The organism is Polymorphobacter sp., from assembly GCF_051860865.1.
Lineage (GTDB): Bacteria > Pseudomonadota > Alphaproteobacteria > Sphingomonadales > Sphingomonadaceae > Sandarakinorhabdus.
Map to the genome: position 1 here is coordinate 14499 of NZ_JBIMKZ010000019.1, position 25034 is coordinate 39532.

22 protein-coding genes, 1 tRNA gene and 1 other RNA gene are annotated in these 25034 nt (G+C 68.1%); 11 read left to right on the forward strand and 13 right to left on the reverse strand.

Annotated features, from left to right (window positions below):
• The first annotated feature begins 120 nt into the window (after positions 1-120).
• Genes ACTIFJ_RS05370 through ACTIFJ_RS05380 form a run of 3 tightly spaced genes read left to right on the forward strand, consistent with a single transcriptional unit; the run spans position 121 to position 3639 of the window.
• Positions 121-1368, forward strand: a complete 1248-nt coding sequence (locus ACTIFJ_RS05370; RefSeq protein ID WP_439533067.1) for a dicarboxylate/amino acid:cation symporter — start codon at positions 121-123, stop codon at positions 1366-1368.
• Positions 1365-1847, forward strand: a complete 483-nt coding sequence (locus ACTIFJ_RS05375) for an Lrp/AsnC family transcriptional regulator (RefSeq protein WP_439533068.1) — start codon at positions 1365-1367, stop codon at positions 1845-1847. The genes ACTIFJ_RS05370 and ACTIFJ_RS05375 overlap by 4 nt, the downstream gene beginning before the upstream one ends.
• A 16-nt stretch (positions 1848-1863) precedes the next feature.
• Positions 1864-3639 carry an amidohydrolase family protein gene (locus ACTIFJ_RS05380; RefSeq protein ID WP_439533069.1) on the forward strand — a complete coding sequence of 592 codons (1776 nt, stop codon included), beginning with the start codon at positions 1864-1866 and terminating at the stop codon, positions 3637-3639.
• A 34-nt stretch (positions 3640-3673) separates the two neighbouring features.
• Here ACTIFJ_RS05380 and ACTIFJ_RS05385 read toward each other — a convergent pair.
• The 3 genes from ACTIFJ_RS05385 to moaA all read right to left on the reverse strand — a co-directional run bounded on the left by ACTIFJ_RS05385 (position 3674) and on the right by moaA (position 5610).
• A tRNA-Asn gene (locus tag ACTIFJ_RS05385) sits at positions 3674-3748 on the reverse strand.
• Between the two features lie 55 nt (positions 3749-3803).
• Complete coding sequence (locus tag ACTIFJ_RS05390) at positions 3804-4586, reverse strand: NAD kinase (protein ID WP_439533070.1); 783 nt, start codon at positions 4584-4586, stop codon at positions 3804-3806.
• The gene (gene moaA / locus ACTIFJ_RS05395) at positions 4579-5610 is read right to left on the reverse strand and encodes a GTP 3',8-cyclase MoaA (RefSeq protein WP_439533071.1); all 1032 of its coding nucleotides are present in this window, start codon (positions 5608-5610) and stop codon (positions 4579-4581) included. The genes ACTIFJ_RS05390 and moaA overlap by 8 nt, the downstream gene beginning before the upstream one ends.
• A 150-nt stretch (positions 5611-5760) precedes the next feature.
• On the opposite strand from moaA, the gene ACTIFJ_RS05400 reads away from it, so the two are divergent.
• Positions 5761-7545 (forward strand): putative bifunctional diguanylate cyclase/phosphodiesterase, encoded by a 1785-nt coding sequence (locus ACTIFJ_RS05400; protein ID WP_439533072.1) that lies wholly within the window; start codon positions 5761-5763, stop codon positions 7543-7545.
• A 1-nt stretch (position 7546) separates the two neighbouring features.
• On the opposite strand, the gene mfd is transcribed toward ACTIFJ_RS05400, so the two are convergent.
• Entirely contained in the window at positions 7547-11164 is a 3618-nt protein-coding gene (gene mfd / locus ACTIFJ_RS05405) for a transcription-repair coupling factor (protein WP_439533073.1), read from the reverse strand.
• Between the two features lie 7 nt (positions 11165-11171).
• A complete protein-coding gene (locus ACTIFJ_RS05410; protein ID WP_439533074.1) occupies positions 11172-11468 on the reverse strand; it encodes a succinate dehydrogenase assembly factor 2 in 297 nt (98 codons plus the stop codon).
• Between the two features lie 80 nt (positions 11469-11548).
• On the opposite strand from ACTIFJ_RS05410, the gene recG reads away from it, so the two are divergent.
• Entirely contained in the window at positions 11549-13630 is a 2082-nt protein-coding gene (gene recG, locus ACTIFJ_RS05415; protein ID WP_439533075.1) for an ATP-dependent DNA helicase RecG, read from the forward strand.
• Entirely contained in the window at positions 13630-14079 is a 450-nt protein-coding gene (locus ACTIFJ_RS05420) for a hypothetical protein (protein ID WP_439533076.1), read from the forward strand. Before recG ends, ACTIFJ_RS05420 begins: the two co-directional genes overlap by 1 nt.
• Before the next feature lie 4 nt (positions 14080-14083).
• Here ACTIFJ_RS05420 and rnpB read toward each other — a convergent pair.
• Positions 14084-14459, reverse strand: an RNA gene (gene rnpB, locus ACTIFJ_RS05425) — RNase P RNA component class A.
• Positions 14460-14514: 55 nt separating this feature from the next.
• Here rnpB and ACTIFJ_RS05430 point away from each other — a divergent pair.
• Genes ACTIFJ_RS05430 through ACTIFJ_RS05440 form a run of 3 tightly spaced genes read left to right on the forward strand, consistent with a single transcriptional unit; the run spans position 14515 to position 16251 of the window.
• Entirely contained in the window at positions 14515-15111 is a 597-nt protein-coding gene (locus tag ACTIFJ_RS05430) for a TIGR02466 family protein (RefSeq protein ID WP_439533077.1), read from the forward strand.
• A gap of 19 nt (positions 15112-15130) precedes the next feature.
• Complete coding sequence (locus ACTIFJ_RS05435) at positions 15131-15391, forward strand: DUF6522 family protein (RefSeq protein ID WP_439533078.1); 261 nt, start codon at positions 15131-15133, stop codon at positions 15389-15391.
• Positions 15391-16251 (forward strand): ABC transporter substrate-binding protein, encoded by an 861-nt coding sequence (locus tag ACTIFJ_RS05440; RefSeq protein ID WP_439533079.1) that lies wholly within the window; start codon positions 15391-15393, stop codon positions 16249-16251. The genes ACTIFJ_RS05435 and ACTIFJ_RS05440 overlap by 1 nt, the downstream gene beginning before the upstream one ends.
• Before the next feature lie 25 nt (positions 16252-16276).
• On the opposite strand, the gene ACTIFJ_RS05445 is transcribed toward ACTIFJ_RS05440, so the two are convergent.
• From ACTIFJ_RS05445 to ACTIFJ_RS05475, 7 genes are all read right to left on the reverse strand, one after another.
• The gene (locus tag ACTIFJ_RS05445) at positions 16277-17848 is read right to left on the reverse strand and encodes a DUF389 domain-containing protein (RefSeq protein WP_439533080.1); all 1572 of its coding nucleotides are present in this window, start codon (positions 17846-17848) and stop codon (positions 16277-16279) included.
• Positions 17845-18519, reverse strand: coding sequence for an N-acetylmuramoyl-L-alanine amidase (locus ACTIFJ_RS05450; RefSeq protein WP_439533081.1), 675 nt, complete (start codon positions 18517-18519; stop codon positions 17845-17847). Before ACTIFJ_RS05450 ends, ACTIFJ_RS05445 begins: the two co-directional genes overlap by 4 nt.
• The gene (locus ACTIFJ_RS05455) at positions 18516-19367 is read right to left on the reverse strand and encodes a DMT family transporter (RefSeq protein WP_439533082.1); all 852 of its coding nucleotides are present in this window, start codon (positions 19365-19367) and stop codon (positions 18516-18518) included. The genes ACTIFJ_RS05450 and ACTIFJ_RS05455 overlap by 4 nt, the downstream gene beginning before the upstream one ends.
• Positions 19368-19393: 26 nt before the next feature.
• The gene (locus ACTIFJ_RS05460; protein ID WP_439533083.1) at positions 19394-20125 is read right to left on the reverse strand and encodes a TerB family tellurite resistance protein; all 732 of its coding nucleotides are present in this window, start codon (positions 20123-20125) and stop codon (positions 19394-19396) included.
• Between the two features lie 42 nt (positions 20126-20167).
• Positions 20168-21427 carry a M24 family metallopeptidase gene (locus ACTIFJ_RS05465; protein ID WP_439533084.1) on the reverse strand — a complete coding sequence of 420 codons (1260 nt, stop codon included), beginning with the start codon at positions 21425-21427 and terminating at the stop codon, positions 20168-20170.
• Between the two features lie 137 nt (positions 21428-21564).
• Positions 21565-22272 carry a response regulator transcription factor gene (locus ACTIFJ_RS05470; RefSeq protein WP_439533085.1) on the reverse strand — a complete coding sequence of 236 codons (708 nt, stop codon included), beginning with the start codon at positions 22270-22272 and terminating at the stop codon, positions 21565-21567.
• Between the two features lie 145 nt (positions 22273-22417).
• Positions 22418-22696 (reverse strand): DUF1153 domain-containing protein, encoded by a 279-nt coding sequence (locus ACTIFJ_RS05475; protein WP_439533086.1) that lies wholly within the window; start codon positions 22694-22696, stop codon positions 22418-22420.
• Between the two features lie 167 nt (positions 22697-22863).
• Between ACTIFJ_RS05475 and mnmA the strand changes: the two genes are divergently transcribed.
• Both mnmA and ACTIFJ_RS05485 read left to right on the forward strand, forming a co-directional pair.
• Positions 22864-24015 (forward strand): tRNA 2-thiouridine(34) synthase MnmA, encoded by a 1152-nt coding sequence (gene mnmA, locus ACTIFJ_RS05480; RefSeq protein ID WP_439533087.1) that lies wholly within the window; start codon positions 22864-22866, stop codon positions 24013-24015.
• Between the two features lie 425 nt (positions 24016-24440).
• Positions 24441-25034, forward strand: a 594-nt coding sequence (locus ACTIFJ_RS05485; protein ID WP_439533088.1) for a sigma 54-interacting transcriptional regulator, incomplete at its 3' end; no start/stop codon positions are given.

The following is a 25034-nucleotide window of genomic DNA, read 5'->3' on the forward strand; positions in this document are numbered from 1 at the left end:
TTTTGGGATGTTCATCCCGATATCGCCGTCAATCAGGGGAATTGATTTTTTGCATGAACCCGTTGATTGTTTCCCCGCACCTCTCGGCATGACAGGTAGCCGGGCAAGGAAAGCACGCTGATGCGGCAAAGCTGGCGAATTCTCTCGGGGCTCCTCCTCGGCCTGGTGCTCGGCATTGCACTGGCCGACCTGCCGATCCGTGACCAGGCCCAGGGGCTCGCCACGCTCGTTGGCGGCCTCTGGCTCGATGCCCTGAAGATGACCATCGTGCCACTGGTTGTCGCGCTGCTCATCGTCGGCATCGCCAGCACCGCGCAGACGGCGCGCGGCGGCACCGTGGCGCTGCGCTCGGTAATCCTGTTCATCGCGCTGCTCTGGGTGTCCACCGCCATCGCCGCCGTTCTGGTGCCGGCGCTGCTCGGCCTGTGGCCGCTGCCGGCGGACACCGCCGCCCAGCTCCGCGCCGGCCTGCCCGAGTCGAGCCTCGCCCGCGATGCCGTTCCCGATCTCGCCCAGTTCCTGCGCTCGATCATCCCCACCAACCCCATTGCCGCCGCCGCTAACGACAATCTGTTGCCGCTGATCGTTTTCACCGGGCTGTTCGCCGTCGCGCTTACCCGGCTTCCCGAGGCGCGTGCCGCCAGCGCGGTCGATTTCTTCCGCACCGTCGGCGATGCCATGCTGGTCATCGTCGGCTGGGTGCTGTGGCTGGCGCCGGTCGGCGTGTTCGCGCTGGCCTTCAATCTGGGCGCCACGGTCGGCGCCTCGGCGCTCGGCGCGCTCGGCCATTATATCCTGATCGTCTCCGCCTCCGGCTTCGCCGCCTGGGCGTTGGCCTATCCGATCGCCATCATCGGCGGCGGCATCCGGCCGCGCGCCTTCCTGCGCGCCACGGCGCCGGTGCTCGCGGTGGCGCTCAGCACCCAGTCGTCGCTGGCCTCGCTGCCCTCGATGCTCAAGGCATCCGAGGATCTGGGGGTGCCGGACCGCATCGCCACGGTCAGCCTGCCCATCGCCGTCGCCATCTTCCGGGTGACCAGCCCGGCGATGAACCTCGCCGTCGTCATCTATGTCGCGCACTGGTTTGGCATCGCCCTCAGCCCCACCGCCATCATCACCGGTGCCGCCGTCGCCGCCATCACCACCATCGCCTCGGTCAGCCTGCCCGGCCAGGTCAGCTTCCTCACCGCCATTACCCCGATTGCGATTGCCATGGGCGTGCCGCTGGAGCCGCTGGCGCTGCTGGTGGCGGTCGAGATGATCCCCGATCTTGTCCGCACCGCCGGCAATGTGACGATGGATGTCGCCACCACGACTGCGCTATCGCGCCACATGGTGTCCGAAGCGCCGGAGGCGTCGCGGCCATGACCCGGGTGACACTCGACGAGGCCGACATCCGCATCCTGTCGGCGTTGCAGGATGACGCGACATTGTCGGTTGCCAGCGTCTCGCAGCGGGTCAACATGTCCCAGAACGCCTGCTGGCGGCGGATCAAGCGGCTGGAGGAGAGCGGCGTCATCGCCCGTCGCGTCACCCTGCTCGATCCGGCCCGGCTCGGCCTCGAAATGACAGTGTTCGTCAGCATCCGGGCCAGCGAACATTCGGAGGAATGGCTGGAAAGCCTCAACACCGTCGTCCGCGACATGCCCGAGGTGGTCGAATTCTACCGGATGACCGGCGACGTCGATTATCTGCTCAAGCTCAAGGTCGAGAATATCGGCGCCTATGATGCGGTCTATCGCCGACTGATCCGTGCCGTTCGCCTCACCGATGTCAGTTCGGCCTTTTCGATGGAGGAGATCAAGTGCACCACCGCGCTGCCGCTCCACCATCTGCCGCACAAATAGCTTTCAAGGACTGCCCATGACGTTTCCCAGGATTGCCGCCCTGTTTATCGGCCTTGCCCCGCTCGCGGCCCATGCCCAGCCCGCCGGAACCCTTGCGATTACCGATGCGATGATCTTCGATGCGGCCGGCACGCCGCCCTATCGCGGCACGCTCGTGATCCGCGAGGGCCGCATAGCCGAGGTCGGCCCCGACGTGCGGGCGCCGCGCGGCGCCCGCATCATCCGCGCCCGCGGCCAGGCGCTGCTGCCGGGGTTCATCGATGTCCATACCCATTGGAGCGCCACCGGCGAGCCGGGGCCGCTGCCCCAGGTTGCCAGCCGCTATGTCGAATCCGGCGTCACCACGGTCAATGATTTCCACCAGCAGCCTGAAGCCTTTGCCCCGCGCCGGGCGTGGCTGACCACGGTTGTGGCCCCGCATGTCAATTTCGTCGCGCGGATGAGCACGCCGGGTGGCCATGGCGCCGATTGGGGGGACGAGAATACCACGGTCCGCATCGCCAATGCCGAGGCCGCGACCCGCGCCGTCACGGCGCTGCAGGCTTACAAGCCCGATCATATCAAGCTGTTCGCCGATGGCTGGCGCTACGAGATGGACCCGGACAACAGCAGCATGAACCTCTCGACCATGGCTGCCGCCGTCGAGGTCGCTCATGCCCATGGCCAGCGCGTGCTTACCCACACCGTCACCGTCGATCGCGGCCGCCTCGCGGCGCTCTCCGGCGCCGATGTCATTGCCCATAGCCTGCAGGATCGACCAATCGACCCTGAGACCGTCGCCATCCTGCGCACGTCCGGCATCTTCTACGCGCCGACGCTGGCCATCTATGAGCCGGTCAAGCCGGCCGACACCAAGGCGCCGGACATGGAGGACCCGATCGTCCGCCAGCGCTTCCGCAAATATGGCTTCGCCGAATATAATCTGAAGACATTGCACGAGGCCGGCGTGCCCGTCGCGCTGGGCACCGACGCCGGCATCTCGGGCGCGCCGCACGGCAGCTCGACGCTGCACGAGATGGAGCTGATGGTCCGCGCCGGGCTCAGCCCCAGCGCCGCGCTGCTCGCCGGCACCGCCACGGCCGCCGCCGCGCTCGGCCTGGCCGAGGATCGCGGCACGCTGGCGCCCGGCAAGCGTGCCGATCTGGTGCTGATCGACGGCCGCCCCTGGCAAGCGATTGGCGATGTCCGCCGGATCAGCCATGTCGTCATCGATGGCCGGCTGGCGCTCGGGCCGGATACGCCGCTGCCCGCGGCCAACCGCGCCACCGCCGTGCCGCCGCGCCCGGTGGCGGCGCTGGTCGACGATTTCGAGCGGCCGGATGGCCGCACCAGCCTGGACACGCTGCGCATCACCGACATGGAAAACGGCAACGACCGAAGTCTTGTGTTGCCGCAGGTGGTAGCCCGGCCCGACGGCGGCCATTCGCTGCTGATCGCCGCCCGCATGGCGCTGCGGCCCGGCGCGCTGGCCCGGGTCATCCTGCCGTTCTCGCGCGGTTCGGTGCAGCCGGTCGATGCCCGGGCCTTTCTGGGCGTGCGCTTCGCGCTGCGCGGCTCCGGCCCCTATGTCGTCCGCCTCGCCACGCTGACCAATGTCTGGACCGCCACCATCGAGGGCGGCACCGACTGGCGGACGCTCGACCTGCCGTTCAGCGCCTTTCGGCCGCTTACCGCCGCGGATGGCAAGACGCCGTCCTGGCAGGGTGATGACCTTGTGCATCTGGGTTTCGAAGTCGCGCGGCCGGCCGGCACCACGGCCTGGGCCGAGCTGGATGAAATCAGTTTTTATTGAGGATATCGATCGCCAGGCGCACCCGCCGCGTCACTGGCTCCCCGGGCAGGATTCGAACCTGCGACCATTCGATTAACAGTCGAATGCTCTACCGCTGAGCTACCGAGGAATAGCCGGTGAAGGGGCGCGTATAGACATGCAATCCGGGCCGGGCAAGCCCCCAGCTAGTGGCTGAACTGTTCGAGCACGATCCGGTCGTCAAGGGCATAGTCGGGATCGAACAGCATCGTCAGTGTCGTCGATTTGTCGGTGACGACGCAGACATGGGCGACGTCGCGCACCTCGAGCTGGTCGGCTACCGCCGAGATCGGGCGCTTGGCTGCCTCGCGGACCTCGAATTCGATCACGCTCGATTGCGGCAGCAGCGCGCCGCGCCACCGTCGCGGCCGAAACGGGCTGATCGGGGTCAGCGCCAGCAGGTCGGATTGCAGCGGCAGGATCGGGCCATGCGCCGAGAGATTATAGGCCGTGCTTCCGGCCGGCGTCGCCACCAGCACGCCGTCGCAGATCAGCTCCTCCATCCGCACCTTGCCGTCGATCGAGATGCCGATCTTCGCCGCCTGCCGCGTTTCGCGCAGCAGCGACACCTCGTTGATGGCCGGCGACGTCACCACCTGCCCGGAGACGGTCGTCGCCGTCATCAGCAGCGGGTGGAGCGTGAACAGTTTCGCGTTGGCGACCCGCGTCGGCAGATGCGCTTCCTTCCAGTCGTTCATCATGAAGCCGACCGTGCCGCGGTTCATGCCGAACACCGGCTTGGGATCGTCGGCCTGCATCGCCTCGTGCAGCGTCTGCAGCAGGAAGCCATCGCCGCCGAGGACGACCACCACATCGGCCTCGCGCACCGGCACGAAGCTGTAGCGGGCGCGCAGCCGCTCGGCGGCGCCGACCGCCACATGCGATTCGGAGTTGAGCAGCGCCAGCTTGGGCTCGGACGCGTCAGCCACCCGTCACGCTCATATGCCGCCGCACCGCCGGCGCCTGGCCGCGCCGCGAAATGTCGAAATCATGACCCTTGGGCTTGCGGGCGATCGCCGCCTCGATGGCCGCATCCAGCGCATGGTCATCGTTGGGTGCCGCCCGCACCACGGCGCGCAGGTCGGCTTGGTCGTCCTGGCCGAGGCACATGTAAAGCTGCCCTGTCGTCGTCAGCCGCACCCGGTTGCAGCTCTCGCAGAAGTTGTGCGTCAGCGGCGTGATGAAGCCAAGCGTCTGGCCGGTTTCCTCGATCCGCACATAGCGCGCCGGCCCGCCTGTCCGCTCGGCAAGGTCGGTCAGGGTGAACCGCGCCTCGAGCTGCGCCCGCACGCGGGACAGCGGCAGGTAGCGGTCGACCCGGTCCTCGCCGGTATCGCCCATCGGCATCGTCTCGATCATCGTCAGATCGTGGCCGTGGCGCGCGGCAAAGTCGAGCATCGGCAACACATCGTCCTCGTTGAGCCCGGCCAGCGCCACCATGTTGAGCTTGATCCGCAGCCCGGCGTCGGTCGCCGCTTCGATCCCTTCGAGTACTTGCGGCAGCCGGCCCCAGCGGGTGATATGGGCGAATTTCTCCGGGTCGAGCGTGTCGAGACTGACATTGATCCGGCGCACGCCCGCCGCCGCCAGGTCGCCGGCATGACGGGCCAACTGCGAGCCGTTGCTGGTCAGCGTCAGCTCGTCGAGCGCGCCTGTGCGCAGGTGGCGGGACAGGCTGCGCACCAGGTCGATGATCCCGCGCCGGACCAGCGGCTCGCCGCCCGTCAGCCGCAGCCGCCGGGTGCCCCGCCGGATGAAGGCCGACGCTAGCCGGTCGATCTCCTCCAGACTCAGCACTTCCGCCTTGGGCAGGAAGGTCATGTCCTCGGCCATGCAATAACGACAGCGAAAATCGCAGCGGTCGGTGACTGAAACGCGCAAATAGGTGATCGCTCGACCAAAGGGATCGATCAGCGACGCGGTGGAGGGCAAAACAAGAGTGGAAGTGGCCATCGGTCTCACCCTAGGCAACACTGGCGCGACAATCCAGCGCCCAGAATTTTACAGCTTTCATGATATTTACACTGCCAAAGTGTTGAGACCCGTGCATAAGGCGTCCTGAAAGCTCAATATCGGCTTTCATGCTCGGCCAGGGAGCGTGCGATGAGACCGGCATCTTCGGTTCTGGTTGTATCACCGCGTTATGCCGACGACCTGCTGTCCGCTGTCATGGCCGCCGGCTTCACCGCCATTCCTGTCCGCCGTCCCGATGATGCTGTTGGCGCGCTTCATGCCATCGGGCCGGAAGCCGAGCCGATCCGGCTGGTCATCGTCGATGCCCGCGGCGCTCTCGACGCCGGGCTGGCGGCTGCCCGTTCCTTGGGCCAGATCGTCCAGTCTCGTCTCGGCGCGATGCTGGTATTGCTGTCACGCGCCGACGGCATCTCGGCGGTCGCCGCCCATGAGGCTGGGGCCACATCGGTGCTGATCAGTCCTTTCGGCCATGAGGCGCTCGGCAATTCGTTGCGGATGGCCGCCCGTCATGTCGACCGCCTGACCAGCGCTGCGCTCCCCGATCCCGCCGACCCTTCGGAACCTCCCGTCGACCGGTTGACCGGCCTCGCCACCGGCGATCATCTTGAGCACTGGATCGCCGGCCGCCTGGCCGCGCCGGAGCCGCAGTCATTATTCGTGCTTGCTATCGGTATCGGCCGCCTCGCGCCGATCAATGCCGCCTATGGCCGGGATATCGCCGACCAGGCGCTGGTCGCCGCCGCCAACCGCCTTGCCGGCATTGTCGAGACCCGATCGACCGACGGTCATGCCAGCGAGCATCGCCTGCTTGCCCGCCTCGCTGCTGCCGAATTCGGCCTTGCCCTTTCCGCCGCCGAATCCATGTCCGATATCAACCAGTTCGCCTTGAGCATCACCAGGGCTTTCGATCAGGCTTTTGCCATCGGCGACCATGTCATTCACCTCTCGGCTCGTGTAGGCATCGCCATGGTCGAAGCACGCGGACCGTCTCGCGCCACCGAGACCGCCACCACCCTGGTCCGCCGCGCCAATTCGGCGCTTGTCGGCGCCCGCACCCGCGAGGCGGGGACGGTCGAGGTGTTCACCCATCACCCGGCCGGTGACCCGCTTACCCGCATGGCCAATTTGGAGGCTGAACTTCACCGGGCGATGGACGGCGGCGGCATTCATTTGCTCTATCAGCCGCAATTGTCGCTGGCCGATGGCCGCATCACCGGAGTCGAGGCGCTGGTCCGCTGGGACCATCCCGAGCTCGGCCTGCTGCCGGCCAACACCGTTCTCAAGACGGCCGCGTCGGCCGAACTCGCCGTCCGCCTCGGCCGCTATATTCGCGCCCGTGCCCTCACCGAGGCCGCCGGGTGGAAGGACCCGCTGGCCGGCCTCTACCTGTCGGTCAATGTCACCGCCGCCGATCTCGCCGATCCTCGATTCGTCAGTTCGCTCGACCTGGCGCTGGAAGGCTCCGGCTTTCCGCGTGACCGCCTGATCCTGGAGGTCACCGAAGGTGCGCTGATCGACGATGTGCGCGGCGCCGCCCGCCTGCTCGAGGGCCTGCGCGCCACCGGCATCCGGGTGGCGCTCGATGATTTCGGCACCGGCTATTCCTCGATGTCCTGGCTCGCCCGCCTGCCGATCGACACCATCAAGCTCGATCGGTCGTTCACCCTCGGGCTGACCGCCAATCCGCGCGAAAGACTGGTGGTTGAAACGCTGGTCACGCTCGGCAAGCAGCTGGGCCTCGCCGTGGTTGTCGAAGGCGTCGAGGATGATGCCCATCTAGAGGCCGCCCGCCGTGCGGGGGCCGATGCTGTCCAGGGCTACCGGATTGCGCCCCCGCTCACGGCCGTCAGCCTCGGCCGCTTCTGCCTCGGCTGGAACCAGCAGCCCGCGCCGATCGAGGCTGCCAAGGGCTGAGCTAACGCCGGATCTTGGATTTGAACACTCCGGGCTTGAATGCCGCCGGCCGCGGCGGCAGCGGCTTGGCCGCCGGTACCGCGGTGCTCGCCGGCACCAGCCCGCTGGCCAGCTTGGCCAGGCTGGTGGCGATCTGCAGCGCGCCCTTGGCCCGCGCCGCCTCCGAGGCCCAGTCGGCCGAGACGAACAGCTTCTGGTCGGGCCTGATCTTGGCGCGCGGCCCAAGCTTGGCCAGCCACGCCATCAGGCCTTCCGGATTCTCGAACTTGTCGTCGCGGAAGCTGATCAGCCCGCCGCGCGCGCCGGCTTCGAGGCGGGCCACATTCGCCTTCAGGCACTGTTGCTTGATCTCGATCACCGCCAGCAGGTTGCGGAATTCCGTCGGCAGTGGCCCGAACCGGTCGATCACCTCGGCGGCAAAACCATCGATCGCCGCGCGGTCCTCCAACTCGTTCAACCGCCGGTAGAGCGCCATCCGCACATTGAGGTCCGGCACGTAAATCTCGGGAATCAGGATCGGCAGCTCCAGCGAGATCTGCGGGCTGAACGCCTCGTCGGGTGCCTTCATCCCCGCCGCATTGGCCCGCGCCTCGAGGATCGCCTCCTCAAGCATTGACTGGTAGAGCTCGAAGCCGATCTCCTTGATATGCCCCGATTGTTCGTCGCCGAGCAGATTGCCCGCCCCGCGCTGGTCGAGATCATGGCTGGCCAGCTGGAAGCCGGCACCGAGCGTATCGAGCACCGACAGCACGTGAAGCCTTTTCTCCGCGGCCTCGGTCACCGCCTTGTCGGGCGTGGTGGTCAGATAGGCATAGGCGCGGGTCTTGGCGCGCCCCACCCGCCCGCGGATCTGGTAAAGCTGCGCCAGCCCGAAGCGGTCGGCCTTGTGGACGATCAGCGTATTGGCGGCCGGAATATCGAGCCCGCTCTCGATGATCGTCGTCGCCACCAGCACATCGAAGCGCTTGTCGACAAAGCCGGACATCCGCTCCTCGACCTCGGACGGGCTCATCTGGCCATGGGCGATCACCGGCCGCACCTCGGGCACCTGCTCATGCAGGAACGCCTCGATATCGGGCAGGTCGGCGATCCGCGGTACCACGAAGAAGCTCTGCCCGCCGCGATAATGCTCGCGCAGCAGCGCCTCGCGGATCACCACCTCGTCGAACGGCATGACGTAAGTTCGCACCGCCAGCCGGTCGACCGGCGGCGTGGCGATGATCGACATTTCGCGCAGGCCCGTCAGCGCCATCTGCAGCGTGCGCGGGATCGGCGTGGCGGTCAGCGTCAGCACATGGACATCGGCTTTCATCGCCTTCAGCCGCTCCTTGTGAACCACGCCGAAGCGCTGCTCCTCGTCGACGACGACCAGCCCCAGCCGCTTGAACGCCAGCCCCTTGGCCAGCAACGCATGGGTGCCGATGACGATGTCGACCCTGCCGTCCGCCAGCCCCTCGCGCACGTCGCGCGCCTCGGCCGAACCCACCAGCCGGCTCAGATGGCCGACACGCAGCCCCAGCCCGGCGAAGCGCTCCGAGAAGCCGGCATAATGCTGCCGCGCCAGCAGTGTCGTCGGACAGACCACCGCCACCTGCATGCCCGACACGGCGGCGGCATGCGCCGCCCGCAGCGCCACCTCGGTCTTGCCGAAGCCGACATCGCCGCACACCAGCCGGTCCATCGGCCGGCCCGAGGCCAGGTCTTCGAGCACATCCTCGATCGCCCGCAGCTGGTCGTCGGTCTCGGCATAGGGGAAGCGGTCGGCAAAGGCCGCCACGTCATGCGCCGGCGGGCAGGCCGGCTCGGCCTCGCGCAGCGCCCGCGCCGCCGCCGTGGCCAGCAGTTCGCCGGCGATCTCGCGGATGCGGTCCTTCATCCGCCCGCGCCGCGCCGCCCAGGCGACGCCGCCGAGCTTGTCGAGCGCCACGCCCTCGCTGTCCGAGCCATAGCGGCTCAGCACGTCGAGATTCTCCACCGGCACATAGAGCCGGTTGGCGCCGTCATAGGTCAGCGCCACGCACTCGTGCGGCCGCTTGCCGATCTCCAGCGTCACCAGCCCGTCATAGCGGCCGATGCCATGGTCGCGGTGGACGACAAGGTCGCCGGGCGCCAGGCTGGACAGTTCGGCCATGAAGCTCGCCGTCCGCGCCGCCGATTTGCGCCGCCGCACCAGCCGGTCGCCGAGCATGTCCTGCTCGGTCAGCAGGTGCAGCCGGTGGCGCGGTTCGTGCCGGATGAACCCATGGTCGAGCGGCAGCACCACCAGCGCGACATGGCCGGAGGCGGTGGCGGCCAGCGCCTGCTGCCAGCTTTCCACCGGCAGCAGCTTCTCGACGCCTTCGTCGCTCAGCAGCCCGCCCAGCCGTTCGCGGGCGCCGGCCGAATAGCTGGCGAGCACCGCGCGATCACCGCTGGCCTGGAGGCCGCGCAGATGGTCCCGGATCGCGCCATAGACCGGCGGCCCGCCATTGGCCTGTGCCACACGCTCAGGAGTGAAATCGCGCGGGCTATCGACCCCGCAGTCGACCGCGTCGAGCGTCCCGTCGGGCACCGAATGCGGGCTGGCGAGATGGGCGCGGCGCGCCTTCAGCTGGTCGGCCCATTCGGCTGGCGCCAGATACAAAGCCTCGGGCGCCAGCGGCCGATAGGCCGTGCCGCGCGGCCCGGCCTTGCGCTTGCCCGGCGGTGCCGCCAGCGCGGCGGCGCGGTTGTCATGATAATCGGCAATGGCCTCGAAGCGGGACTCGGCCGCCGCTGCCGCGCCGGCGTCGCGGACGATGACATCGTTGTCGCCGAGATAGTCGAACAGCGTTGCCAGCTCGGGCTCGAACAGCGGCAGCCAATGCTCCATGCCGCCCTGTCGCCGCCCCTCCGACACCGCTTCGTAGAGCGGGTCGCCGGTCGCGCCGGCGCCGAACGCCGCCAGCCAGCCCTGGCGGAACGCCTTGATGCGCGGCTCGTCGAGCATCACCTCGCTGACCGGCAGCAGGTCGAAGGCGTCCGCCTTGCCCAGGCTGCGCTGCGTCGCCGGATCGAACCGCCGCAGCGCCTCGATCTCGTCGCCGAAGAAATCGAGCCGCAGCCCGTCCGCCGATCCCGCCGGCATCAGGTCGAGGATTGCCCCGCGCACGGCGAACTCGCCGGCATCGACCACCGTGTCGGTGCGCACATAGCCATTGGCCGCCAGCATCGCCGCCAGCCGGTCGCGGTCGATCTGTGTGCCGGCGGCCAGCCGCGCCGACAGGCCGGCGGGCTTGGCCGGTGCCAGCGTCCGCTGGGTGGCGGCGTTCACCGTCGTCACCACCAGCTCGACGCCGGCCTTCGGACGCGTCAGCGCTGCCAGCCCGGCCAGCCGCTCGGCGGCGCTTCTCAGGCTCGGCGACGCGCGGTCATAGGGCAGGCAGTCCCAGGCCGGGACATGGATGATGGAAAGTTCGGGCACGAAATACTGGGCGGCGTCGGCCACGCCGCGCGCCTGCGCCTCGTCGGCAGCGATGAACACCAGCCGGCCACTCGCCGCCCGCGCCATGTCGGCGAGCAGCCATGGCACCGCACCGGCGGCCAGCCGGGAAAGGGTCAGCGGCCGCTTGGCGGCGACCAGACGGCTGACGTCGAGCACCGGCGGCTCAGTCGCGCTCGAGCGTGCTGGGGGTCTCGATATAATCGAGCCGCTTCAGCGCTACGAGCATTGGCCCCTGGAAGCGCGCCGGCGCCTCCAGCGTGCCCAGCGCCCAGCCCATCACATCGACATCCTGCTCGTTCAAGATATCCTCGAACCATTGCAGCTGCTGTTCGTTCCATTCCCGGGCATGGGCGCGGGCAAATCCGCCGATGATATAATCGGCCTCGCGGGTGCCGCGATGGTCGGCCCGGAACATCAGGCGCCGCAGGCGATGTTCTCTCTCAGCTTGGGGTTCGGTCATGGCGGGCTCCGGCGCAAAACAGCCAATGCCCACGCGCCGGTTTCAATGCCGGCGCGCGGGCGCTAGAGCATTGCCTTATCATGCGCCCCCATATCCTCAACCCGCTGTTTGCCGAAGTCTCGGGGCTTGAGGGCGTGGGGCCGGCGGTGCTGCGGCAATTGGCCCGGCTGAAGGTCGCCCGGGTCATCGACCTGATGTGGCACCTGCCGGTGATGGCGATCGAGCGGGTATTCACCGATTATCTCCATGAAGGGCTGGTCGGCCGTCCCGTCGTCGCCACGCTGACGGCGGAGATCATGGAGGAAGGCTATGGCAAGAGGCCGCTGAAGGTCATTGCCCGCGATGCCGGCGGCACCCGCATCGAGCTGGTCTGGTTCGGCCAGACCGCCACCTGGGGCAAGCGGCTGATGCCAGTCGGCGAAGCCAAGACGGTCGCCGGCAAGCTGGACCGCTTCGGCCCGGTGCTGAAGATCAGCCAGCCCGAAGTGCTGGCGCCCGGCGCCGCCGCCCGGCTGCCGCTGCGCGAGCCCGTCTATCCGCTGACCGAGGGCCTCACCAACCGCCGCCTTGCGGGGCTGGCGGCGCAGGCGTTGCAGAAACTGCCGCGGCTCGATGAGTGGATCGAGCCCTCGGTGCTGGCCCGCGCCGGCTGGCCGGGCTGGGCGGAGGCGGTGCGCGCCGTCCATGCGCTGGAAGGGGAGGGGCCGGCGCGCGAGCGCCTCGCCTATGACGAACTGCTCGCCAACCAGCTGGCGCTGCTGCTGGTCCGCCGCGATACCCGCGCCCGCAAGGGCAGGGCGCTGCCGGGCACCGGCGCGCTCACCGACGGGCTGATCGCCCGGCTTCCGTTCAGCCTGACGCCGGCGCAGGCGCGCGTCAGCCGCGAGATCGGTGACGACATGGCGCAGGCGGCGCCGATGCTGCGGCTGCTGCAGGGCGATGTCGGCAGCGGCAAGACGCTGGTGGCGCTGCTGGCCATGCTCCGCGCCGTCGAATCCGGCGCCCAGGCCGCGCTGCTGGCGCCGACCGAAATCCTCGCCCGCCAGCACGCGGCGACACTGGCGAAGCTGCTCGGCGACCTGCCGGTGCAGATCGCCGTGCTCACCGGCCGGGACAAGGGCCGGGGCCGCAAGGAACTGCTGGCCGCTCTGGCCGCCGGCGATGTCCATATCCTCATCGGCACCCATGCAATCTTCCAGGATGAGCTCGTCTATCACGATCTCGGGCTGGTGGTGGTCGACGAGCAGCACCGCTTCGGCGTGGCCCAGCGCCTGCTGCTGACTCGCAAGGGCCAGCAGGCCCCGCATCTCCTCGCCATGACCGCCACGCCGATCCCGCGCACGCTGGAGCTGACCAACTTCGGCGAGATGGACGCCTCGCGGATCGACGAATTGCCCCCCGGCCGCCAGCCGATCGAAACCCGCGTCATGGCGCAGGATCGGTTCGAGGCGCTGCTCGAAGGGCTGGAGCGTCATCTTGAGGGTGGCGGCCAGGCCTATTGGGTCTGCCCGCTGGTCTCGGAGAGCGAGGACGACGAGAGCGATATCGGCGAGGGGGCGGCGGCCGAAACCCGCGCCGCCATGCTCAAGGGGCGGCTCGGCGCCGCCCGTGTCGGCCTCGTCCATGGCCGGATGAAGCCGGCCGACAAGGACGCGGTGATGGCCGATTTCGCCAGCGGCGCGCTCGGCCTGCTCGTCGCCACCACGGTGATCGAGGTCGGCGTCGACGTCCCCAATGCCACGCTGATGATCATCGAGGCCGCCGAGCGCTTCGGCCTCGCCCAGCTCCACCAGCTGCGCGGCCGGGTCGGGCGCGGCACCGGGCGCTCGGTCTGCATCCTGCTGCGCGGCGACGAGCTGACCGAAACCGCCCGCGCCCGCCTCAAGCTGCTGCGCGAAACCAACGACGGCTTCCGCATCGCCGAGGAAGATCTCAAGCTGCGCGGCGCCGGCGAGATCCTCGGTACCCGCCAGTCCGGCGACGCCGCCTTCCGCATCGCCAACCCCGACAGCATCGCCCGCCTGCTGCCGATTGCGCATGACGATGCCCGGCTGCTGCTCGACCGCGATGGCGGCCTCGAAGGGGCACGGGGTGCAGCGGCGCGGACTTTGCTCTATCTGTTCGAGCGCGACGCCGGTGTCGCGCTGCTGCGGTCGGGTTGATGTCGATGCTGCTTCTCATCGCTGCGGTTGCCAGCACGCTCCAGGCGGGCATCGATGCTCATGGCCGCGGCGACTTTGCCACCGCCCGCGCCGCGCTGGCGCCGCTGGCGGCGCGCGGCTCGCCGGTGGCGGAGACGCTGCTCGGCGGCATGGCGGCGCGCGGCCAGGGCATCGAGCCCAACCATGCCACCGCCGCCGCCTGGTGGCTGCGGGCGGCGCAGCGCGGCTATGGGCCGGCGCAGCTGGCGCTGGCACGGGCACTGGCGGAGGGGCGCGGCGTCAGCCGCGACGTCGGCCAGGCCTGGCTGTGGGCGCGGCGTGCCGAGAAGGCCGGCGGTGAAGTCGGTCGTCAGGCGGGCGAATTTGTGCAGGAAATGGGCCGAAAACTGACCGAATCCGACCGGAAACGGCTCGAAAACAGCGCCGACGGGTGGCAAAGCTGGCCCTGAAAATGCGGTCAGAGGATCTGTAAGCCGGGTTCTGTACCCTCATCGAGGGCGGCGACCATTCATCTGGGACGACTGTTACCAGCCGCCTCATGCAACCAACCCGGACGGTCTGGGCCGGTTCCTGCCCTGCGGTTGCCCGCGCGCCGTCCCTATTCGGTCTTGCTCCCGGTGGGGTTTGCCATGCCGCTTGCCGTTGCCGGAAGCGCGGTGCGCTCTTGCCGCACCCTTTCACCCTTGCCTGTGTCCGTAAGGACCATCGGCGGTCTGCTCTCTGTGGCACTGTCCCTGGGGTCGCCCCCGCCGGGCGTTACCCGGCACCGTGTTCCGTGGAGCCCGGACTTTCCTCCGGGATTGCTCCCGGCGGCCGCCCGATCCTCTGACCACGGCAACGACATAGGGCTTGCATGGCGGCGGCGCCAGATGGAATGACGGGCCATGCTCAAAAGCCTGTTCGCCACGCGTCTGTATGAAGCCCGTCTCGACGATGCGGCGCTGATCGACGACCTCGCCCATAGCGTTCGGATGCTGGCCGAGGATGACGGCGCCGGCCGCCGCTGGTGCCGGGATCACGCCTATCCCGGCTACACCAGCTATGCCTCGCTGAACGACCTGCCGAGCCGCGACCCGGCGTTCAACGCCCTGAAAAAGCACCTCGATCGCCACGCTGCGGCCTTTGCTGAGGTCTGCCACATGCAGCTGGCCCGGCGCCCCCGGCTCGACAGCCTGTGGGTGAACATGCTGAAGGGTGGCGGCGGCCATTCAGGCCATATCCACCCGCATTCGATCCTCTCCGGCACCCTTTATGTCGAAATGCCCGAGGGCGCCGCCGGTCTGCGGCTCGAGGACCCACGGCTGCCGATGCTGATGCACGCGCCCCAGCGCCGCGACGATGCGCCGGACGATCTGCAGACCTTCCACACGCTGCGGCCGACGCCGGGCACGCTCTATCTGTGGGAAAGCTGGCTTCGCCACGAAGTGCCGCAAAGCCGCAGCCGGGGCACGCGGATCAGCATCAGTTTCAATTATGATTGAAGCCTGCCAGGATCACGCCATGCAGATCGACCGCGACGCTGAGGGCTTCACCGTGCCCGCCGAACTCCTCGCCGATGCGCTCAGGCTAGACGCCGCCGAGGTGTCGGCGCGGCTGCGCTCGGGCGCCATCACCTCGCTGTGCGAGCAGGGCCAGGGCGAGGACGAGGGCCGCTGGCGACTCAGCTTCACCTTTGGCCAGCGCCGGCTCCGGCTCGTCGTCGATAGCGCCGGCGCGCTGATCAACCGCTCGGTCGTCGATTTCGGGACGCCGAACGCCTGATGTGGCTGCGTCTTGCCCTGGAATGGTCGCTAAACCCCGATCACCTGCCCTTGCTCGCGGCGCGCGAGGCACTGGCACGGGACGGCATGGCGCTCGACCTGATCGTCCCCGACGATCATTATGACGGCTTCGAGGCGCTGGCGCGCGGTGAGGTCGACCTGGTCTGCAACGAGCCGCTGCACCTCGTCGAGCAGCGCGACCTGGCGCTGGTCTCGCACGGCAGCTTCTTCATCACCGAGGGCGGGGTGCTGATGACCGAGGCCGGGCTGGCCAGGCTCAAGGCCGGGCTCGGCGTCCGCATCGCCTCGCCTGTTTCCAACCCGACCACCGACGGCCTGGCGCGGGACATTCTCGCCGGCTGGCTCGGCCGGCCGCTCGCCGACGGCCAGATCGAAATCGCCACCGCCGGCTTCGATCATGTCGACAATATCGCGGCCGGTTTCGATGGCGCCTGGCTGGCCTTCGCCAATGTCGAAGGCGTCGATGCCCGGCTGCGCGGGCTCGCCTGCCAGATGATCACCACCGCCTCGGCCGGTATCCCCAATTTCTCGGCGCTGGAGCTGATCGGCCGCGCCGATGCATCGCTCGAGACCGCCACGGCCATTGAGCGGCTTGTCGCCGCGCTCGATGCGGCCATCCCCATGCTGGTCGCCGATCCGGATGCCGCCCGCACGCTCTGGTACCGGGCCAGCGGCACCCCGGTCAGCGCCGTCGCCGATGCGATTGTCGAGGACACGCTGACCCGGCTGGTCGCCCCCGTCCGCCCCCATGCCGAACGCTGGCGGCCGATGCACGCCTATCTGGCTGCGCATGGCGGGGATGTGGTCGGTGCGGCCGCTTATGAGGCGATGTTTCCCTAGGGAAGGGGCCCCCGGCCGCCGGAGGCTAATTCACCGGCATGATCACCACGCTACGATACAACGCCGGTCCCCGTTCACGCTCGCTGGCGCGCTGCAGCGGACCGGGCAGGTCGGTTTCCGCCGTGGCGATCAATGGCCGTTCGCCCGCTGCCAGTGCTGCGCGCACCGCTTCGGCGCGGGCGGCGGCGAGCGTGGCCGGGCCGTCGCCGCTGCTGGCGATGCGGCCGATGACGCGGACGGTGCGGATATTCCAGCGATCGAGCGCCCAGCGCGTGGTATCTAGGGCGAGCCGGCCGCCGGCGGAAAGTGCGGCGCTGCCGGGGTCGAAGTCGATGCGCAATTCGCTGGTGATTGGCGGGATGATGCGGATCTGCCAATCCGGATGCCGGGTGGCGAGTCGGGCCTCGCCCAGCGCCAGTGTCGGCAGGCTGGTGCCGGGCAGGGCGCGGACTTCGACCCGGCGCTGCACCCGATCGACGACAATATTTTCTTCCGGAGCGCCGGTAATCAGCAGCAGGGCATCGACGAGCCCGGCGGCGACGGCCGATTCCCCGGCTTCCCGGCGCCGGGCCTCGGCCAAGGCGTTTCGCTCCTGCTCGATGCGGGGCAAGTCCTGATCGGCAACCAGCTGGCTGAGGTTGACGATGGCGTTCTCGCCCATCCGCGCCTGCCATGCGGCCTGGACCCGCTTGTCGGCGCCGGCGCGGAAGCTGCGCGTGACAACGACCACCGAGGCGCTTTGCGGCGTCCCTGCATAGTCGGTCTCGAGTTGCGAGATGCGGGTGCCGCTGCCGAACTCTTCGATCACGGCGCTTCGCAAGGCGCGGGTGGCGATGGCTTCGGAGGCAATCTGGCGCAGGCTGAGCGCCAACGGGATCGACAGCAGGATGAACACGCCCGAGATCATCAGCGTCTGCCGCTGGCTCTGGCGGGGGGACAGGCCTTCGGCAAAACCATAGAGCCGCGCCATCAGCGCCGCGGACAGCGCGATGGCGATGAAGTTGGTGAGAAACAGCGCCAATGCGCCGCCGAAGATGGCCAGGTTGAAGGTGGCGAGGCCGTAGCCGACCACGGCCAGCGGCGGCATCAGCGCCGTGGCGATGGCGACGCCGACGACAGTCTCGCCGCGCCCGCGGATCGTGGCATAAGTGCCGGCCAGCGCCGAGAAGATCGCTACCAGCAGGTCGAACAGGCTGGGGCGGGTGCGGGCGAGAATCTCGCTGGTGACACTCTGCAGCGGCGAGGCGAGGACGATCAGCGCGGTGATCGCCACGGCCACCAGGCTGCCCATGGCCAGCGCGGTGATGGCGCGGCGGACCTCGCGCCAGTCAAAAATCGCCAGAGCAAAGCCCAGTCCGATGATCGGTCCCATCAGTGGCGAGATAAGCATGGCGCCGATGACCACGGCCGGTGAGGATTGCAGCAGGCCGAGGATGGCGATGCCGGCCGACATCAGCACCATGAACAGGTAGCGGAGCGACCAGCCGGCGTCGTTGTCGATGCGTGCGACGACTGCAGCATGGTCGAGCCGGCCAATCACGGCCAGCCGCCACCACCGTACCAGCCGATGCGGGCGGATTGCCCGCGCGGTGGTCATCGCGCGGGGCCTCGCATCAACGACAGCAGCAACGCCCGTGATTCGGCGTCGATGGTGCCGCTGACATCGGCAGGCCGGAAGCGACGCTGGAAGGCGGTGACGGCGGCCTCGGGCCAGCTGATGTCATAGCCATAGCGGCTGAGCGCGGCCATGAAGCCGCTGTCGAGCCAGTTGGGATCGACGTCGGCAGTCGGCATCGGCATCGTCAGCCCGGCGGCGGCGAGGCGCGGCCAGTCGAACAATTCGCCTGGGTCCTGCTTGCGGCGGGGGGCGACGTCGGAATGGCCGAGAATGGCGTCCCGGCGGACGTCCGGATGCCGCGCATAGATGTCGCGGATCAGCGTCTCCAGGGCGACGATCTGCTCCTCGGGAAAGGGGAGATAGCCCCATTCATGCCCCGGATTGGCAAGCTCGATGCCGACCGAAACGCTATTGATATCGGTCTGGGCGCGCCAATAGGCGGCGCCGGCATGCCAGGCGCGGCGGTCTTCGTCGACGAGCCGGAACAGCTGGCCGTCCTCGGCGATCAGCCAATGGGCGGAAACCTTGGCTTCGGGATCGCAGAGCCGGTCCAGCGCCGCGGCCGCCGAGTGCATGCCGGTATAGTGGACGACGACCATTGAGACGGGCAGCCGCCGGGCATCATGATTGGGGCTCGGGCGTTCGATCATGGTTGGGCGGCAGGCGCTGTCTTCACCCGCGCCGTGCGCAGGGTGATGATCGCCACGCCGATGAGGGTTAGCGCGCCGCCGAGCATCATCTGGTTGGTCATCGTGCTGCCGAGAATGGTGACGGCGAAGAACACCGAGAGCAACGGCGTCGGCAGGCTGAGCGGCGATACCGTGGCGACCGGGTAGCGCTGGAACAGCCAGCTCATCCCGCCATGGCCGACAAGCGACGCCAGCACCGCCGAATAGAACAGCCAGCTCCAGTTCTCGAGGCTGATGTGACCGATGTTGGCCAATCCGTGCGGCTCGAATATCATCGCCGCGGCGGCCATGACCGGCGTGCTGACCAGTGCCAGCCAGGCCTGAGTGGTCATCATCGGCACGTCGGCAAGTGACCGGAACATCAGATTGCTGACCGCCCAGCAAACGGCGGCGGCGACCATCAGCCACAGCGCCAACCCTTCGTCGACGATCGCCGGATCGAAGCCCATAACGATCACGCCGAGCACGCTCAGCGTGACGGCGAGAATGCGCGGCCATCTGATCCGCTCTTTCAGGACGAATACCCCCAGCAACAGCGAGAACGGAATGCCCAGTTGCCCCGCAATCGATATCGCAGAGATATTCGTCGCCACCGCGAAACTCAAGGCACCGAGCCCCATGAACAGCGCGCCGGCGACCAGACCGGTAGCAACCAGCGCCCCCATGCGGCCAGGCTGCCAGCGCAGCCAGGGCAGGCAGACGGCCATCAATATACCATAGCGCAGCGTCACCGCCGTCAGTGGGCCGACGTCATCGACCGTATATTTGATCGCGACGATGTTGAACGCCCAGATCAGCGTGATCAGCATTGCAAACGCAAGGTGGATCGGCTTCATCAGTGCGGCTGCCGGGCGCGGCTGTCCTTGCCGGCCAGCGTCGCATAGGCGGCGTTGATTGCCGCCATGCGGGCCTCGGCGACCCGTATGAACTCCGACGGCATGCCCTCGGCCAGATGCCGGTCGGGATGATATTGCCTGACCAGCCCATGATAGGCGCGCTTCAGCGCCAGCGGATCGGCGCCGGGCGGGACGCCGAGCACGCCCCAGGGGTCATCCTGCGGCGCGACGATGTGGCGGGCGCGGATGGCGGCGGCTGTGCCGGGGTCAATGCCGAGTTGTTCGGCGACCTGGTCCAGATAGTCGAGCTCGGCTTGCTTGAAGCCGTCGGTGGCGGCGATCAGCCACAGCGCCTCGAGCAGATCCTCAAGCAGTGGCGAGCCGGGGCCGAGCAGCCGCGCGGCCTGGGCGGCATAGGCCTCGAATCCGGCGGTCGAGGTCTTGGCCATGTCGTAGAAGCGCTGGACATTCTCGGCCTCGCCTGGTTCGACCCGGAACAGGCGCTGGAAGGTGCGGAACTCGGCCATTGTCGCCTGGCCATCGGCACCGGCCATCTTGGCGGCGAGCGCGATGGCGGCGATGGTGAAGGCAACGGGCCGGTCGGCCGGGCGGACCAGGCCCTTCAGCACGATGCCGAGGCTACCGGCGGCGGCAGCGCCCATCAAGGCTCCCAGCGGCCCGCCGATCAGCAATCCGGCAGCGGCGCCGGCGACAGAGGCAAAAATGCTCATGCTTCCGGACTTAGGCCGCACCCGCCCGGAAGGGAAGGGCGGCTAGGCCATCAGGATTGGTTGGCCGGTATCGTGGAGCGGGGTGGCGCCGTCGGCGGTGATCAGCGTCAGGTCTTCGAGATGGAGCGTGCCCCAGTTGCCGGCTTCCATAAGCGGGCAATCGACGCTGATCACCATGCCGGGCTCGAGTATGATGTCGAGCGGCTTGCCGTCGAGGTCGGCGAACGGTTGCTCGGTATGGGCAAGGCCGACGCAGTGCGGCTGGAACGGCACGTTCAGGCCGGCGCCGCCATCGAGACCGCTCAGGATCGCGGCGCCGCGCGCCCGCACTTCGGAAAAGCGCAGGCCGGGGCGAAGCTCGGCGGCCAGCGCGGCCCAGGCGGCGGCGATGGCCTGCGCGGCTGACAAGGCGGCTGTGGGGGGCTCGCCGAGGAAGACCGTGCGGCCGAAGTCGCCATGATAGCCGGCGCGGTGGCTGACGCAGTCGATCAGCAGGGCCCGGCCACGTTCGAGCGGGGCCTCGTGCATAGGTTCGACGACGCCGTCCACCGCCATGAACACCGGCGTGTTGCCGCGCGCCGAAGACTGGGCGAAGAAGGCGCCGCGCACGGCCTGAAGGGTGCCGAGCCGGGCGATATCGGCGGCGACGGACAGGGCGGCGGCGACATTGGCGTCGCAGGCGGCGCGGAGCAGGACGATTTCGTGCGCGGTCTTGACCAGTCGGAGGTGGCGGGCGAGGTCGGCGGCGGGGATGAGGGTCGCGACCGGCGCGGCGACGGCGAGCAACGCAGCCGCACCGGCGGTGTCATAGCCGATGCGGCCGCCCGGTGATCCCAAGGCGTATGCGAGGCCCGACGCCATGTCGGCAAATCGCGGCTTGTCGGCGACGGCGCCTCGGCGCCGGGCTTCGCGTGGCGGCATCGGCTCGGCGGCGCGCAGGCCGAACAGCGCCGGCGCCGCGACATTGCCACCGGCTTCGCTGCCGGTGACCAGCAGCGGCTCGACGCCGGCGGACAGGCCGGTGTCGGCGACCATGTAATAATGGGCGAAGGCCGGGGACAGACGGCGGACTGGCACGCGGGGATCGGCGGAGATGACCACCAGCTCGCTGTCACGGACGCCCATGCGGGAGAGGCCCTGCCAGGCGCCACTGGCATGGTAGACGCTCTCCGGGGCGCCGAGCACCAGCGCGGCAAGACCGGCGCGGCCGATCAGCCAGGCAGCGCGCTCGCGGTCCATGAGCGTAGGGGCGGTAGTGGGAGCGGGCGAGGACGGCGCGGCGATGGCGGGGGCGGCACTCATTGCGCCGGCTGCCGCGAGGAGCGTGCGTCGGTCGATGCGTAATCGGTCATCGATCATGTCCTGGCCTCACGCCGCGATAGTGGACCATTGCGGCATGAGGCACAGGATATGTTTGCGAGTGTCCGCGAGGCGGACGTTTATGCGACGGCGGCGGTAACCGGCATCGGTTCGGGATCACGCAGCGCATAGCCGCGGCCCCATACGGTCTCGATGCAACCGGACGACGGCGCACCGGCTTCATGCAGCTTCTTGCGCAGCTTGCAGACGAAGACGTCGATGATCTTCAGTTCGGGTTCGTCACGGCCGCCATAGAGATGGGTGAGGAACATTTCCTTGGTCAGCGTCATGCCCTTGCGGAGCGACAGCATCTCGAGGATCGCATATTCCTTGCCGGTCAGGCCGACGCGGCGGCCATCGACGGACACGGTGCGCGCCGCGAGATCGATGCTCACCGGCCCGGTGGTGATCAGCGACTGGGCATGGCCCTGGCTGCGCCGCACCAGCGCGTGGATGCGGGCCAGAAGTTCCGCCTTGTCGAATGGCTTGGTGACATAGTCATCGGCGCCGGCGCCGAAGCCGATCACCTTGGTGCCGGTTTCGCTATCGCCCGACAGGATCAGCACAGGCGTGGAGATTCGCAGCTGGCGCAGCTGCTTCAATACCTCATGCCCGGAAATATCGGGCAAGGTCAGATCGAGCAACACCATGTCGAATTCATACGTACGCGCAAATTCGAGGGCCGCTTCGCCGCTCGCAGCCGTTTCATGATCAAGGCCAGCTTCGTCCAGAATCAATTCGACGCTACGCGCCATCAACCGGTCATCTTCAACAAGTAATACACGCATAAGTAACTACTCCCGACAACTCCGGAGACCGCCCTCGACCCCAGCGTAGAGTGAAGTGGTTAACATCGATTGGTAGGAATTGTAAAGAGCGTTAGCCGATATTAGTCGCAGCGACGCAAATTTGCTTGCCGGGGCGCTGCGCTGCCTATTTGACAGCATTCCCTCTGTCGCCAGCCTCGAATACAGACCGATATATCTGCACCCGGGTCACCCTTAGGCCGGGCACGCCGGCACAGGCGACCGCGCGTTCCCACAGCCGCAGTTCGGCGTCGCTGATGCCGTAACGGTCACAGGCCTCGGCGCGGCTGAGCACGCCGTTGCTGATTGCTGACAGCACCTGGGCTTTGCGGCTGATCACCCACCGCTTGGTGTCGATCGGCGGCAGGGTGGCTGCGGCTGGTGTCGCCTTTTCTGTTGCTGGCATGGCATCGTCCCCGGTTGATGGCGTTCCATTCCCGTTCACGGCTGCAGCCCCCTGCAGCTAAGGGTTGTTCGTGGTAAACCTGCATCGCTGCGGGCGGCGTTCATGGACTGCCTGTGCTGGCATGAGGACTTGACCGGCCGGCAATCTGCGGGAATGCCGTGCCGATCATGACCGACATTTTTCTTGCTGCTGCCGATTCGATTGTTGCCGGTGCGGTCGAAGGTCTCGAAGCCCTGGCCGGGCGCCGCGTTGCCGTGGCAATGTCCGGCGGCGTCGATAGTTCGGTGGTGGCGGCGCTGGCCCATGCCGCCGGCTGCGAGGTTGTGGGAGTGACGCTGCAGCTTTATGCCGGCGACGCGGCGCCGTCCCGGCCCGGCGCCTGCTGTGCCGGCGCCGATATCCGCGATGCCCGCGCGGTCGCCGACAGTCTGGGATTTTCCCATTATGTCATTGACATGGAGGCGCGGTTCCGCAGCGCGGTCATCGATGCCTTTGCCAGCAGCTATGCCGCCGGCCGCACGCCGGTGCCGTGCGTGGAGTGCAACCGCACGGTAAAGTTCACCGACATGCTGGCGCTGGCGCGGGACCTTGGCGCCGAGGCCTTGCTGACCGGCCATTATGTTCGCCGGCTGGTCGGTTCTGACGGGCCCGAGCTCCACCGCGGCCGCGACCCCGGCAAGGACCAGAGCTATTTCCTTTGGGCCACGACGCGCGACCAGATCGACTATCTGCGATTCCCGCTGGGAAACCTGGAGAAGCGCGAGGTGCGGGCGCTGGCCGCGCGGTTCGGGCTCGGCGTGGCGGCCAAGCCGGATAGCCAGGACATCTGCTTCGTCGGTGGCGGCGATTATGCCGATATTGTCGAAGGCCTGCGTCCTGAACTCGCGCGCGGTGGCGAGATCGTCGATCAGAAGGGGAGGGTGCTTGGTCAACATGCCGGCATCCATCATTATACGGTCGGCCAGCGCCGTGGCCTCGATCTCGGCGGCAGCCCGTATCCCTTGTACGTTCTGGCTATCGATGCCGATGCGGCAAAGGTGACCGTGGGCCCGCGCGCCGCGCTCGCCGTGGCAGCCGCGCGGCTGGAAGATTGCAATTATCTGGGTCCGTGGGCGCGGCCCGATAGCGCGCCGATCGAGGCCAAGGTGCGCTCGCTGGCGGCGCCGGCCCCAGCCCTGTGGGTGGAAAACAAGGAAGCCCTGGCATTTGATCCGCCCCTCGTCGGCGTGGCGCCCGGGCAGGCGGCAGTACTCTATGATGGCAGCCGGGTATTGGGCGGCGGCGTCATCGCGCAAACCTTCCAAATGGACTCAAATTAATCATTCATTATATTGTTTTTACACGATTTTGTAACGTCAATTAACTGACAGCTGTCAATTTATCGACAGCTTGTCCCCAGCGGCATGTGGATAAACTGTCAGAAAATTGACGTTTATGACTGATTTGGTGAAGGTCAGTCAGTTGGCACGGGCTTTGCAGCATAGGGTGCATGAGCACGACTGCCCCCGCCCTTCCGCCGCCGCCGGTCCCACGCGCCGCGGTCCGTTCCCGCCCGGCACCGGCCTGGTGGCCGGGCTTGCCCGGCCTGAGCGCGACGCTGGGACTTCCCGTCGTCTGGGAGCATGAACGGCCAGCGCGACCGCATATTTATGTCGAGCCTGCGGAAATTTCGTCGGCGCGACTGGACGGCGGTTCGCTTCAGCTCTGCGTCGCGCCCGCGGATCACGGATTTGCGTTACAGCTGATGCAGGCCTTTGCCGCGCCTGTCGGGCTTCCGGCCGCGCGAGCCCTGGCAAGTCTCGATCTGCTGGCGCTGGCTGGCCGGGTCGCGGCCGCCGATGTCTCTGTCCTGATCGAAGGTGCCACCGGCACCGGCAAGGAGGGCCTGGCCCGGCTCATCCACACCCTGTCCCAACGCCGCGACAAGTCCCTCGTCGCGGTCAACTGCGCCGCGCTCCCCGAAGCGATGTTGGAAGCGACATTGTTCGGCCATGAGCGCGGCGCCTTTACCGGTGCCGTCGCCGCCTCGCGCGGGCTGTTCCGCGCGGCGGATGGCGGCACACTGCTGCTCGACGAAGTGGCCGAACTGCCGCTGACGCTTCAGGCCAAGCTTCTCCGGGCACTTCAGGAGCGCGAAGTGATGCCGGTCGGCGCCACCAGCCCCCAGAAGATCGACGTGCGGATCATCGCATGCGGCAACCGCGATCTTGCTGCAGAAGTCGCCATCGGGCGGTTTCGCGCTGACCTCTATTATCGTCTCGCGGTGTTTCCGCTGCGCACACTGCCGCTGGCCGAGCGGCCCGAAGATATCGCCGCCATCGCTGCCGACTGGCTGCTG

What these genes read in the sequence shown, in the direction of transcription:
- ACTIFJ_RS05440 (WP_439533079.1), top strand. Translation starts at nt 15,391, where the DNA reads ATGTGGCTGCGTCTTGCCCTGGAATGGTCGCTAAACCCCGATCACCTG.
- ACTIFJ_RS05420 (WP_439533076.1), top strand. Translation starts at nt 13,630, where the DNA reads ATGTCGATGCTGCTTCTCATCGCTGCGGTTGCCAGCACGCTCCAGGCG.
- ACTIFJ_RS05460 (WP_439533083.1), bottom strand. Translation starts at nt 20,125, where the DNA reads ATGAGCATTTTTGCCTCTGTCGCCGGCGCCGCTGCCGGATTGCTGATC.
- ACTIFJ_RS05445 (WP_439533080.1), bottom strand. Translation starts at nt 17,848, where the DNA reads ATGACCACCGCGCGGGCAATCCGCCCGCATCGGCTGGTACGGTGGTGG.
- ACTIFJ_RS05470 (WP_439533085.1), bottom strand. Translation starts at nt 22,272, where the DNA reads ATGCGTGTATTACTTGTTGAAGATGACCGGTTGATGGCGCGTAGCGTC.
- ACTIFJ_RS05370 (WP_439533067.1), top strand. Translation starts at nt 121, where the DNA reads ATGCGGCAAAGCTGGCGAATTCTCTCGGGGCTCCTCCTCGGCCTGGTG.
- ACTIFJ_RS05450 (WP_439533081.1), bottom strand. Translation starts at nt 18,519, where the DNA reads ATGATCGAACGCCCGAGCCCCAATCATGATGCCCGGCGGCTGCCCGTC.
- ACTIFJ_RS05465 (WP_439533084.1), bottom strand. Translation starts at nt 21,427, where the DNA reads ATGAGTGCCGCCCCCGCCATCGCCGCGCCGTCCTCGCCCGCTCCCACT.
- ACTIFJ_RS05400 (WP_439533072.1), top strand. Translation starts at nt 5,761, where the DNA reads ATGAGACCGGCATCTTCGGTTCTGGTTGTATCACCGCGTTATGCCGAC.
- recG (WP_439533075.1), top strand. Translation starts at nt 11,549, where the DNA reads ATGCGCCCCCATATCCTCAACCCGCTGTTTGCCGAAGTCTCGGGGCTT.
- ACTIFJ_RS05410 (WP_439533074.1), bottom strand. Translation starts at nt 11,468, where the DNA reads ATGACCGAACCCCAAGCTGAGAGAGAACATCGCCTGCGGCGCCTGATG.
- moaA (WP_439533071.1), bottom strand. Translation starts at nt 5,610, where the DNA reads ATGGCCACTTCCACTCTTGTTTTGCCCTCCACCGCGTCGCTGATCGAT.
- ACTIFJ_RS05455 (WP_439533082.1), bottom strand. Translation starts at nt 19,367, where the DNA reads ATGCTGATCACGCTGATCTGGGCGTTCAACATCGTCGCGATCAAATAT.
- ACTIFJ_RS05430 (WP_439533077.1), top strand. Translation starts at nt 14,515, where the DNA reads ATGCTCAAAAGCCTGTTCGCCACGCGTCTGTATGAAGCCCGTCTCGAC.
- ACTIFJ_RS05375 (WP_439533068.1), top strand. Translation starts at nt 1,365, where the DNA reads ATGACCCGGGTGACACTCGACGAGGCCGACATCCGCATCCTGTCGGCG.
- ACTIFJ_RS05435 (WP_439533078.1), top strand. Translation starts at nt 15,131, where the DNA reads ATGCAGATCGACCGCGACGCTGAGGGCTTCACCGTGCCCGCCGAACTC.
- mnmA (WP_439533087.1), top strand. Translation starts at nt 22,864, where the DNA reads ATGACCGACATTTTTCTTGCTGCTGCCGATTCGATTGTTGCCGGTGCG.
- ACTIFJ_RS05475 (WP_439533086.1), bottom strand. Translation starts at nt 22,696, where the DNA reads ATGCCAGCAACAGAAAAGGCGACACCAGCCGCAGCCACCCTGCCGCCG.
- ACTIFJ_RS05380 (WP_439533069.1), top strand. Translation starts at nt 1,864, where the DNA reads ATGACGTTTCCCAGGATTGCCGCCCTGTTTATCGGCCTTGCCCCGCTC.